A 12,324-nucleotide genomic window follows, 5' to 3' on the forward strand; every position below is an offset into this window, starting at 1 on the left:
TCCACTGTATTTATAATTATTAACTAATTAGCGGATTATACCGACATTGATAGCATATACAAGCGTATGCTTAGTCGCGATTGTTCCCTATGAAACAAGGTGTGATTTTAATGTGATGAAAGTATTTATGTGGTTAAATGTCTAAACAAGACAACTGGGTATAAATCAATTGGAGGCAATAATGTTAGTTACGTTTACTTGTAAAACACATAATGACGTCACAATGTTTGGTGATAATGCACAATCATTAATTAAGATGATGGAATATACAACAGATATACCAGGAGCTATAGTTGCCGAGGATGTTGAGAGTGCGCTTGTAAATTTAGAAAAAAATCTTGTCATTGCAGTAGCACAGCAACGAGCCGCTCAAGAGCAGCAGCAAGCGATTGAGAATGATGATGAAAATGAACAAGAACCTGAGATTAGTATTAACGTGCGCGCAATTCCACTGATAGAGCTATTAAAAGCGGCTGTTCTAGCTAAAAGTTACGTGATGTGGCAGTAGTCTCGATTTGTTATTTGACTAAATGCAATGGAGCAAAAGGGTCATCATTAGGATCGTTGAGCCACAAATATTCAGTGTCTGCTGCTATGCGGCGGGCAAGCGAATCACCATGTTGGTAACCAATAATAGCTAATGACATATCAATACTGGCAGAACAACCTGATGCGGTGAAAATATTTCCATTACGTACCCAACGTGCTGATGTTTGCCACTGAATATTGCTACCAAATTGAGACACCCAATCAAGGTTCTTTTGGGTGGTAGTGGCATTGCTATTGTCTAATAAACCAGCATTTGCAAGCAAAGCTGCACCTGTCGATGTAGAGCAGACAATGTGTTGCTGTGGTGCGACTTGTTTTAGCCAAGTTAAAATATCTTTATTATGTGCGGCAAATCGTACACCTGCTCCTCCTGGAATTACCAAGATACCCGCTTTGATAGTGTCATTAAAATTCAATGTGGGTTGCATATTAATACCTTGCGTACTAGTAACATGCTGTCCATTCGTTGTGATTATTTGTAATTGATAATGTTCAGGCAATAATCCAAACATGTGCAGTGGCCCTAAAGCATCGAGTAATTCAAATTGCTCAAAAAGTAATACCGTTACTGTTTGTTGTTCTAACATCATATATACCTTGCAATAAATCTAATGTTATTAATAGATGCTATTAGTAATAGCCTAATTAATCATGATCCATTGTGTTGTAGATGATAATTTGGCATTTATAATTGCATTATGAGGATAATGCTTGTTATTCAGCTACGAATGATTACAATCAGCCCCCTGTTTGAAAATGGCTCAAAATATCAGCTGACACGACTATGAATAGAAAGAAAAAAATTAACGAAACGTTAAAAAAGAGAATGAAGAAGGCGAATGCTAAGCTTAATAAAAGCAATAAGCCTCGTTATATTTCTAAAGCAGAACGTGCCAAGCTTGATGAAGAAGCTGCACAGGTTACTGAAACTGCAGATGTAACATCTGATACTACTGTTGATAGTGATACTGAATCTGCACTTTAATCAATAGTTAACAACATGAATTTTATATCTTAAACAGAAACATGATTTTGGTCGTTTTTCTGTTTTTTCGCATCATGCCTATGATTAATTATAGGGTGTTGCTTGCTTATCATTAGATGAGCAATCTACTACGCTATTATGCGTTTAATTTATACAAAGAGAGATGCTATGAGTTTTGCCTCTTTAGGCCTATCCGCCCCAATTCTTGAAGCCGTTGCTAAGCAAGGCTACGAAAAACCATCCCCAATTCAAGCGCAAGCAATTCCAGCTATTCTGGAAGGCAAGGATGTCATGGCGGCGGCACAAACGGGTACAGGCAAAACAGCAGGTTTTACATTGCCGCTACTAGAAAAATTATCTAGTGGTCAACCTGCTCGTTCAAATCATGTTCGTGCACTTGTGTTAACACCGACGCGTGAACTTGCAGCTCAGGTTGGTGAAAGTGTTGCAACTTACGGCAAAAATTTAGCAATCAGCTCTGCTGTTGTGTTTGGTGGCGTTAAAGTTAATCCACAAATGGTACGTATGCGTAAGGGTGCTGATGTTTTAGTGGCAACACCTGGTCGTTTGATGGATTTACATAGTCAAAATGCGGTTAAATTCCGTGATATTGAAATCCTCGTGCTAGATGAAGCAGACCGTATGCTAGATATGGGCTTTATTCGTGACATTCGTAAAATTTTAGCGCTATTACCAAAACAACGCCAAAACCTACTGTTTTCAGCAACGTTCTCTGATGAAATTCGTGAACTTGCTAAAGGTTTAGTGAATAATCCAGTTGAGATTGATGTTAACCCACGAAACCAAACTGCACCGACAGTGAAGCAGTGGATTTGTCCTGTTGATCAAAAGAAAAAAGCGAACTTATTAACAAAATTATTAAGTGAGCGTAACTGGAAGCAAGTATTAGTCTTTACTAAAACAAAGCATGGCGCAAACCGCCTAGCTACGCATTTAGAAAGCCGTGGCATCTCAGCGGCTGCAATCCACGGCAATAAGAGCCAAGGTGCACGTACTAAAGCTTTGGCTAACTTTAAGTCAGGTGCTATTCGTGTACTAGTTGCAACAGACATTGCAGCTCGTGGTCTTGATATCGAACAATTACCACAAGTGGTGAACTTCGATCTACCACACGTAGCAGAAGATTACGTTCACCGTATTGGTCGTACTGGTCGTGCTGGCTGTGTGGGTGAGGCGATTTCATTAGTATGCGCTGATGAATTTGGTGATTTAGCTGCAATTGAACGTCTAACAAAGCAAATATTAGATCGTGAAATTGTTGAAGGTTTCGAACCAACCAACAAACTACCTGCATCAAAGTTAGATACGCGTCCACTGAAGCCTAAAAAGCCAAAGAAACCGCAATCATTTGCAGCGAATGGTGAAAAACGTCCACGTTCAAACGGCAAGCCAACCACGCGTCGTAAACCAACGCCACGTAGTGATGACGCTCCACGTGCAGAAGGCACAAAGCCAGCACGTAAGCCGCGTCCAACAGATGCTAAACCTAAAGCAACTGATGGCAAGCCAGCGCGTCGTTACAATGATGAAAAGCCAAAGACCGACGGTCGTCGTGCTCCTCAACGTAGCCGTAAGCCAGCAGCAACAACTAACTAATATTCACTAACGTTAAGCCGTTAGTTTAAAGAGTCGTTGTAATAAAAAACCAGCGTGTAATGATAATTTGTCATTGGCGTTGGTTTTTTTATGTCTTTTTTAGCTGGTGTTACATTCTAAGTGACAACGTCACACATGGAATGGCATGATCGGTACTATAGCCATCTTCATCAAAACTACTATTAATTAAATGTTTATTTTCAGTATGGTAATCGCTGACCTCAAATAATGATCCTAAGTATTGAGCATTAAACTCTTGTGATAATAGAATATAATCAAGTACCGAGGTTTTAGCTCCGAAGTAGTGCGTTGGTGGGCGAGGTAAGTCAACTTGTTCGGTGTTATGAGTAAATAAATTCCAACTGTCGTATAAACGGTAATAGCCAATTAAACGTTCAATATCACTGTCTGACATGCCAAACACATTTCCAGCAATAAGTTGTTCTAAACATGAACTTGAAATCTCATCGTTAAAATCCCCCATAAGTAGCATTGGATGTGTACTGGCTTCACGTTGTTTAAGTATCGCTAGTAATAATAAATTCGCTTCGGTGCCCCGTAGCAGAGCAGAGCCCCAACTGCCTAAGCGTTGGCTGGCAAACCGTGATAATGCAGTATTTGTTGGTACAATGGTATCAGGTAGTGGATCGTCAAACAGGGAACGTTTGGATTTGAAATGGGTGACATAGCAATCAGTCAAGCCTATGTGAGGAATATCAATCGTGGCTCTAAGTGGTTTTCGGCTAAAATGAAAATCCGTTAACCCAAGTATTGCTGCGGCTTGTTGATCTGCTGTAATTGCTGCGACTTCAGTGATTGGAAATTTAGAAGCAATGGCTACCACAGGGCTACGGTAGATAAAATCATCAATCACTGTGGGAGAATCGATTACCGCATAATAAGGATAACCTGCTTTTTCCAACAAAGATTGTAGACTCTCGCTACTGAATACTTCTTGAAAACCAATAATATCAGGTCGGTTTTTATCAAGAAATCGTGTTATCCATGCTTGTTTTTTATGCCACTGCTCCATGGTATAAATATTTTGAAAATCATAATAAGCCATCGGAGGCTCAAGATAATTCAATAAGTTAAAACTGGCAATTTTAACTGTGGGTAATGGCACTTCATAAGAAGGCTGATTTACGTCAGACACTCTACACTCTCAATAACTATAGCCGAACTGTATAACTCGGCTCTATGATTTCGTTAAATTATTGATATGTAGCATACCAGAGTGAGGTCTTAATGACAGCGGTGCTTTGATATAAGTAAATTAATGCACGTTAACTGAATAATTTATTGATATTGGCTTTCGGTGTTTTAGCAAATTTTTGCATTAACCCAAACGATACGTCTTCAATTCCATATTGATGTTTTATATCGTCAATCATTGCTAACCATAAGCGGGCGGTCATTTCGGAGTCGGCTAATGCACGGTGGAAGACGCCATCATGATGAATATGTTTATAATCAACTAATGTGCCCAGTTTGTGGTTTGGAGCATGTTGATATAAACGTCGTGCAATAAGCATAGAACACGCAAATTGATCGCTATATTTTCGATTAATTAACGCGAGTTCTGCATTTAAAAAACGTTGATCAAAAGAGGCATTGTGAGCAACAAGGTTTGCATCACCAATAAAATCAGCAAATTCAACCATGACATCTTCACAGCAAGGGGCAGTGCGGAGCATATTGTTACTAATGCCAGTATAGCTCTCGATAAAACTGCTGACACGAAAGCCTGGGTTCATTAATTGCTGAAAATGCGCGACTACCTGACCATCTTCAAGTTTAACTGCACCAATTTCAATTGCTCGATCACCTTGGGTTGGTGATAAGCCTGTGGTTTCAAAGTCGAGTACGATAACGCTATTGGCAGAACGAGAATTAAACATTTGTAAATCTTTAACGATAAGAAGAACAGTATTGTAGCGTTATCCGTTCAGTTGTAAATTGCAACTAGTCAATTTTATGCCACTTTTAATGCTGTATTTTTAAACAAATAAGTGTGTTTTTATTCGTTATCGGGCTTGAGTGACATTTTGTATTCTATAAAAGTATCAATAGAGTGTTATATTTGACGATTAGCAATTTATCGCCCTCGATTATGAGTCAATAAACGTTCTATGAAAAACAAACGCTACCGCCAGATTCGCGATCATAAGCAAGAAAAAGCCTTATTCATTCGACGAGCGATTCAAGCTTTTGTTGGTATTTTGATTTTAACCTGTGTATTAATTGCCAACCTTTATCATTTACAAGTAGAAGATTACAGTGAATATAAAGCGCGCTCAAATAACAACAGTATTAAACTTATTCCTGTCGCGCCTAATCGGGGGCGTATTTATGACCGTAATGGGGTGATATTAGCGGATAATATTCCCGTTTGCTCATTAGAAATAATTCCAGACCAAGTAAAAAATTTATCACAAGTGTTAATTCAACTACAACAGCTCTTGGGCATCTCAGAACAAGAGATAGTGGCTTTCAATAAAGCGAAATTACAAGTACAAGCATTTAAACCTGTCACCCTTATTTCGCACATGAACAATAAACAAGTGGCGGTATTTTCGGTTAATGAATTTGAATATCCAGGGGTTGATGTTGATGCTCATCTTGAACGTTATTATCCTTATGGCTCCTCATTAACGCATTTATTAGGATATGTCGGGAAAATTAATGATCGTGATATTGCTGCTTTAAAAAAGAGCGGTAAATATGATAATTATAAGGCAACTCGTACTATAGGTAAGTTAGGTATTGAGCACTACTATGAAGATTTACTGCATGGTAAAACTGGCTATGAGACAGTTGAAGTTAACAGTCATGGCCGTGTTGTACGCACATTATCTTATATTCCACCGGTGGCTGGAAAAGATCTCAAATTAACGCTTGATATTAATCTACAACTTTATGCTCAAAAATTACTGACACTACAGCAAAAAGATCCTACAACAGGTTTAATGGTAACCAAAGTTCGTCGTGGTGCTATCGTGGCTATGAACCCCAAAAATGGGGCGATTTTAGCTATGGTTTCAAGCCCGAGCTATAACCCGAATTTGTTTGTTAATGGTATTTCCTCAAAAGCTTATGCGGCATTACTTAACGATCCCGCACGTCCGCTTATGAATCGTGCCACATTAGGTTTATATCCACCGGGTTCAACCGTTAAACCTGAGCTAGCTGCGGCAGGATTAACAACGGGGGTTATCTCAGTAAATACCGTGCGTAACAACCATGGCTGGTGGCGGATCCCTAACAGTAAAAGTCGTAAATTTAGAGATGACAGGGCGCAAGGATTTGCCAATGTTGATATCTATAAAGCGATTGAAAAATCAGTGAATACCTACTTTTATCAAGTGGCTTATGATTTAGGTATTGATCGATTATCAATGTGGATGACCAAATTTGGTTACGGTCAGCATTCAGGTATTGATATAGATGAAGACTCTACAGGTATTATGCCAACGCGAGCATGGAAAATGGCGCGTTTTCATCAACCTTGGATGCAAGGGGACACCGTACCACTCGGAATTGGTCAAGGCTACTGGACTGCGACGCCAATACAGATAGCTAAAGCAACATCGGTTGTTGCAGAAGATGGGGTTGAACATCGACCTCATTTATTAAAAGATATTATTGATGGTAAAATTCAGCAACCTGTTACTTTTGCTGATTTTAAACCGCTGACCTCTGTTCCCCAAAAAGATTGGGCAATAATTAAAAAAGGCATGGAGCTTGTAGTGGAAAAAGGAACGGCCAGTCAAATGTTCAAAAATGTGCCGTTTCAAGTTGCGGGAAAAACGGGGACGAGTCAGGTGTATTCATTGAAAGATAGCGAGCATTATAATGCGAATGAGGTAGCCGAACATTTTAAAGACCATGCGTTGTTTACCGGTTTCGCGCCTGCTAATGATCCGAATATTTTAGTAACAGTCGTCTTAGAACACGGTGGCTGGGGGTGGCATGCTGCTCCATTTGCACGAGATATCATGGAGTACGTATTATTGAAACCAACATTAAGTCCTCAGCCTGATGAGTTAGTGCAGCAGCCATCGCCAACACTTTCGGGATTAACTAATGACGTACCTAAGGTAGTAACGAAGGCTGAAAATACAGTATTGACCCATAATTGATTACAGATAATGCCATGAGATTAACTGTTGCTCTCATGGCTTAAATGGCGTTGATATGATCTATCGCCCCATAAATTAAGCATTGCCAGTAATTCTGCCGCCATGTAAGGTTTACATAAAATGTCGTCCATACCCGCATCAATACAAGCTTCTCTTTCTGCCGTTGTTGTACCTGCCGTTAGGGCTATAATGGGCTTGGTAAAGTTTTGTTTGCGTAATACCTTGGTTGCACAATACCCATCCATAATTGGCATACGACAATCCATGAGTACAATATCGAACGATTTATTAGCAATAATATCTAATGCTGCCTGACCATTATCGACAATTGTGACATTGATATCGTGTTTTTGAAGCATTAGCTGAATGATCATTTGGTTAGTCTTTAAATCTTCAACAACCAGAATGTTTAATTGTTGTAATGCTTGATGTGAAATCGGTGGGTGATTTGATAGTGTTTCATCAAGCGTGCTGATTGTTAGTGGTAATGATACTGAAAATGTTGTGCCCTTATTAGTTTCGCTAGATAAGGTAATATCACCGTTCATTTGTTCGCATAACTGTTTACATATTGCTAAGCCTAGTCCTGTTCCTTCATGACTACGCTTACTTGATATATCTATCTGGCTAAATGGCTTAAATAACTTATGTTGCTGCTGTTTTTCAATACCACAACCACTGTCTTCCACGGTAAATATGAGGCAATTATTTCGCCAGCTAAATTTAGCTCTCACATACCCTTGGTGAGTAAACTTTATCGCATTCGCTATCAGGTTAACGTAAATTTGTTTAAGACGATCTTCATCTGCATTAATTGAACGCGGAATAGTGGTGTCATAGTCGATAGTAAAATCTAATCGTTTTTCTAAGGCTCGATGAGAGAATATATCCCTTAATTTTATGACTAATAAATGACTATCAAATGGTTTTTCTATTAGCTCTAACATGCCAGCATTTATTTTACTGTAATCTAGTAAATCATTAATAATAGCGCGTAGCAGTTCACCTGAATGATTTAAAGTTGTTAATAATTTACTTTGATTTTGATTTAGTTCTGTGTCTTGTAATAGTTCTGCCGTGCCTAATAAACCATTAAGAGGTGTGCGTAATTCATGATTAATCATCGCTAAAAAATCACGGGTTGATTGTTCAGAATCTTCGGCACGTTGACGTGCATGAATTGCTCGGCTAAGGGTGATTTGACGCCCAATAGCGGAACGAAATAATTCACAGAATAGTGCTAGATGCTGTTGAATAATTGTTATTCTATTTTTTGGTGCCGATATTCTTGCCGCGAAATACCCTACAATATCGTTGTTATTGATCAGTGCCGTCCAGTAAAGATTGGTCGTTGAATCCCAAAGTGAAATCTGATTTTTTAGTGCCGCTGGTGGAAGCCACACTTGTTCTCGACCGCCACAATAATCACCACTAATCATGATATTTTCAATAGGCATAATGGAAATATAGCAAGCTGTAATGTAGTGACCATCAATGAGGCTTTCGATTAATTGTTGAATATTATCACGACAAGGTGCTTGTTTTAGAAATAGCCGCGCATACGTAAGCAGTAAGTTTTCTATTTTTGTTTGATAGGCAAGTTGAGCTGAATCTAACTCCGCTTGTAATCGTAATTTTTCTAATGACTTTTCTAATATAGTATTAGTTTCAAAAAGCTCACGACTTTTCATCTCTAATAATTTCTCAGCCATAATACGCGATGAATATTCTCGCTCTAATTTACGCTTTAATAACATAATATGGCGTTTTGTGTCCATGTTAGTCACCATTGAGTGTTAATGAAAATCGAACATGGCTTTCTGATGTATTCATCGGTTGCATTGCAATTGTTATTGATTGATTAAAATAATTTGCGCAGCCTTCTAATACACCCATGCAAACATGTCCCATACAACGGGCGGAATGATAATCCATTGTCATCGTTGACTGTGTTTTGTTGCTAAAAACAAATTTAGGTGGTGTTACATCAGGGTAGAGTTTTTTAACTTCAATATGAATATGATGTTCTACTTTTTCTATAAAACTGAAAGTATCATCACTTTCAATATCAGGAATAGGGAGGGTTTTCAGCAAGGTAGGAAAAACCAATCGGCCATATATTTGTTGAAGTTGTTGTGCTGGAATCTTGGTTATATGGCTTAAACTCATGACGAGCTTAATTAACTGTCGATGATCATAGCTGCCAACTGCAGTATAAATACCCGCATCATTAGCGTTTTCGAACATTTGTTGACAGATTTCTAAACCAAATTGGTCTTCTACTATAGATATAAACTCAGTGAAAATGATTCCTTTCATATCAACCCTTATTATCTAATTGTATGTAACTGACATGACCGTTATGCAACTAGCCGCTGTAAATTAAATTGTATTAGTAATTATGGCAGAGTTTATCTGTGCGTCAAAAACACATGTCGATAACATTACACTTTTGAGAGAAACAGCAATAAAAATATCAAGATGCAATATTATTACATCTTGATCATTTATTTTATTTCTGTAGAACAACCGTTGTTGCTGCTTGTTGAGCCGTCTGTAATAAATACTGCTCCATGTCTTGTGCTAGCTGGGCTTGATTTGAAAGGGGCAGTGCATGGATATCACTTACTAAAGCCACTTTATTGCCATCGCTAATGTCGGTATAAATCATACCTGTTGCGGCTGGTTTGCCGTTATAGAAACCCACATAAAGTTGTGCATTTTCATCAGTTTCAAACATAATTTGAGTTAAGTATTCAACAAGAGCTTGTTGTTGCTCTTCTTGTTGCCAATAGCTTGAATACACTAATGCATAACGGATAGTGAGAGGGTGACAATCTACAGGGTAAAATGTTAACGATGATTCAGTTGGAGAGATAATTGAGTCGATAATCTGCGTAGACAGTTCTGAGTGCGCGAGTTGATACAGATGTAAACCTTGTTCACTTAATGGGGTTGGAAATTCAGCATCAGTAATGTGGCTAGCCATCCACGCGTTTTTTAAAGTAATCAGTTTTTCTGTAATTAGTGGCATATCATCACTTCTTTTATTCAATTGCCGATACCATAACCTAAATTACGGTAATAAGGTATGCTATTCGATTGTTTTCGATAAAAACGTTCGTTATTTTGCTTTGTGATTGAACAAAGTATGCGCTATCAACATTCAATGCGCATCTAAAAGAATAAAGTAATGGGTGTTATCAATAATATCGCTATATGATGTTGATTACTTATATTTTAATTATAAACCTAACTATTAGGTATAAGAGTCAGAATGAAAAAATTGGTATTAGTGACAGCGATGAGTGTCATGCTGGCAGGGTGTAATTTTTCGTATACGCCATCAGCTCAAACACAGGCAAAAGCGACGACAGCAAATGCAGGTCAATCGGTAGCGAGTGTTGAAAAGCAACTTCCGGATTGGATCAAAGACAGTACTGTGACTTCACCCTTGGAAGCTATTGTTATGGGGGGTCATACATACGATGCCGTTTCTTTTTGTAAACCTCATGATTGTGCTAGTGATTTTATGATCACTTTAACGACTGATAATAATAAAAAATATTCAATGATAGTGCATGTAAAAGATGTGCCTGATGCATTGAATACCCCAAGTATTTATGCAACATATCAATATATTGGTGAGCCTGATCAGCAAGTGAAAGATGTCTTCACACAAGCCTTGAGTCAAAATCCTAATTGGCAATAAAAATCACCGCGCTACAATTAGTCGTTATTCGAAATAGAGCGTTCAGTCTTGTGCTGAGGGCTCTGTTTGTTCTCCACAAGCTGAAATATTCATTGAATCGTATACATATGGGTGTCCAGTGTTTCTGTGGTGAAACATAAATATTCCTACTAGTGAATGCTCAACTCACCCCGTCATTCCCTACAGTGAGGTTACTAACGAGATAGGGAATCTACTATCAGCGTGTTGTAGAATTACTATTTCATTGACGTCTTTTAATCTCAATCACGTGATGAATAGATCACGGATAGCTTCGTACCTTAACAGAATTGTATCAAGACGTTTTTTTCGCTATTTTAGCTAAAGTATGTCTAATAAAATAATAAGTTAGCATTTTTGATATTACAAATATTCCAACACGATTTATTACATTTATTATTGTGTATTATCTTTATATTCAGAGTGTTAAATGTTAACTTTTAAGACGTGTCTACATGTTAATAAACGCGTTATACGCTAGAAAAGGAAAGGTGATATGGGAAATATTAGAAAATCTCAGGTGTCTGATTTAGCACCAATCCAAGAATTAGCTAGAGACACGATTAATACTTGTTATCGTTCTTTTTTAGGTGATGAAGGCGTTGATTGGTTTATTAATAGTGGTGAGTCAGATAAGGAAGTTGAAAAGCAACTGTCAAACTGTGTTGTGCTTTCATTGAATAATGAAATTCAAGGTTATTGTGCGTTTGAAAATGACTTCGTGCATATTTTAATGGTTTCCCCTCAAATTCAACGTTCAGGCCTTGGCTCTTATCTTCTCAAAAATGTTGAAAGTGAAATGGCATTATTGGGGCATCAAATTTATTTCCTTGAAACTTTCAAAGGTAATGATCAAGCTATTCAATTTTATCTTAAAAATGGTTGGTTAATTGATAGGGAAGAAAAAGACGAAGAATTTGGGTTTGTAAGGGTTTATTTAAGTAAGTGCGCATAACATAACTATCAATATGGTATTAATATACTTTACGTTTGTGCTTTAAAGTGTAATTGGCTTGGTAATTATAGCGTTCAGTACGCGTTATCGTGGCCTTATACAAATTAGGAGGACATACGGATGATAGAAACAGAACGGTTACTATTAGAACTTGTAATGATTGAGAATATTGATATCTATAAGGAGATCATGTCTTGTCCATTGATAAGTTAATACCTACCAAAATCTGCGCCTTATAATGATGATGAAATATTTCAACATGTAGCTACAAGAGTTGAACATTGGAAGCAGGGTTTTGGTTATTTTATGGCTTATTCAAAGGTCAAGCTTGGTTGTTTTGGTGTAA

General features: G+C 37.9%; 12 protein-coding genes. 6 read left to right on the top strand and 6 right to left on the bottom strand.

Annotated features, from left to right (window positions below):
• Positions 1-181: 181 nt before the first annotated feature.
• Positions 182-508, top strand: a complete 327-nt coding sequence (locus tag VXS03_RS08795) for a DUF1840 domain-containing protein (RefSeq protein WP_327763274.1) — start codon at positions 182-184, stop codon at positions 506-508.
• Between the two features lie 10 nt (positions 509-518).
• Here VXS03_RS08795 and VXS03_RS08800 read toward each other — a convergent pair whose 3' ends face one another.
• Positions 519-1,139 carry a DJ-1/PfpI family protein gene (locus VXS03_RS08800; RefSeq protein WP_327763275.1) on the bottom strand — a complete coding sequence of 207 codons (621 nt, stop codon included), beginning with the start codon at positions 1,137-1,139 and terminating at the stop codon, positions 519-521.
• A 236-nt stretch (positions 1,140-1,375) separates the two neighbouring features.
• Here VXS03_RS08800 and VXS03_RS08805 point away from each other — a divergent pair, with 236 nt between their 5' ends.
• Positions 1,376-1,534, top strand: coding sequence for a DUF2986 domain-containing protein (locus VXS03_RS08805; protein WP_419182542.1), 159 nt, complete (start codon positions 1,376-1,378; stop codon positions 1,532-1,534).
• Between the two features lie 168 nt (positions 1,535-1,702).
• Positions 1,703-3,151, top strand: a complete 1,449-nt coding sequence (locus VXS03_RS08810; protein ID WP_327763277.1) for a DEAD/DEAH box helicase — start codon at positions 1,703-1,705, stop codon at positions 3,149-3,151.
• A gap of 109 nt (positions 3,152-3,260) precedes the next feature.
• On the opposite strand, the gene VXS03_RS08815 is transcribed toward VXS03_RS08810, so the two are convergent.
• Together VXS03_RS08815 and VXS03_RS08820 are read right to left on the bottom strand one after the other, a co-directional pair.
• Positions 3,261-4,307, bottom strand: coding sequence for an endonuclease/exonuclease/phosphatase family protein (locus VXS03_RS08815; RefSeq protein ID WP_327763278.1), 1,047 nt, complete (start codon positions 4,305-4,307; stop codon positions 3,261-3,263).
• A 130-nt stretch (positions 4,308-4,437) separates the two neighbouring features.
• Positions 4,438-5,052, bottom strand: a complete 615-nt coding sequence (locus VXS03_RS08820; protein ID WP_327763279.1) for a 3'-5' exonuclease — start codon at positions 5,050-5,052, stop codon at positions 4,438-4,440.
• Between the two features lie 231 nt (positions 5,053-5,283).
• Between VXS03_RS08820 and mrdA the strand changes: the two genes are divergently transcribed.
• Positions 5,284-7,293: a penicillin-binding protein 2 gene (mrdA, locus tag VXS03_RS08825; RefSeq protein WP_327763280.1), complete on the top strand. Its 2,010-nt coding sequence runs from the start codon at positions 5,284-5,286 to the stop codon at positions 7,291-7,293.
• A gap of 20 nt (positions 7,294-7,313) precedes the next feature.
• Here mrdA and VXS03_RS08830 read toward each other — a convergent pair whose 3' ends face one another.
• The 3 genes from VXS03_RS08830 to VXS03_RS08840 all read right to left on the bottom strand — a co-directional run bounded on the left by VXS03_RS08830 (position 7,314) and on the right by VXS03_RS08840 (position 10,327).
• Positions 7,314-9,071, bottom strand: a complete 1,758-nt coding sequence (locus tag VXS03_RS08830; protein ID WP_327763281.1) for an ATP-binding protein — start codon at positions 9,069-9,071, stop codon at positions 7,314-7,316.
• Between the two features lies 1 nt (position 9,072).
• A complete protein-coding gene (locus VXS03_RS08835) occupies positions 9,073-9,612 on the bottom strand; it encodes a heme NO-binding domain-containing protein (RefSeq protein WP_327763283.1) in 540 nt (179 codons plus the stop codon).
• Positions 9,613-9,805: 193 nt separating this feature from the next.
• Complete coding sequence (locus tag VXS03_RS08840) at positions 9,806-10,327, bottom strand: hypothetical protein (RefSeq protein WP_327763284.1); 522 nt, start codon at positions 10,325-10,327, stop codon at positions 9,806-9,808.
• Positions 10,328-10,570: 243 nt separating this feature from the next.
• Between VXS03_RS08840 and VXS03_RS08845 the strand changes: the two genes are divergently transcribed.
• Positions 10,571-11,005 carry an Ivy family c-type lysozyme inhibitor gene (locus VXS03_RS08845; RefSeq protein WP_327763285.1) on the top strand — a complete coding sequence of 145 codons (435 nt, stop codon included), beginning with the start codon at positions 10,571-10,573 and terminating at the stop codon, positions 11,003-11,005.
• 514 nt (positions 11,006-11,519) lie between these two features.
• Complete coding sequence (locus VXS03_RS08850; protein WP_327763287.1) at positions 11,520-11,978, top strand: GNAT family N-acetyltransferase; 459 nt, start codon at positions 11,520-11,522, stop codon at positions 11,976-11,978.
• Positions 11,979-12,324: the final 346 nt, after the last annotated feature.

Origin of the sequence: Photobacterium sp. S4TG1 (assembly GCF_036040035.1) — a bacterium.
Taxonomy (GTDB): Bacteria; Pseudomonadota; Gammaproteobacteria; order Enterobacterales; family Vibrionaceae; genus Photobacterium.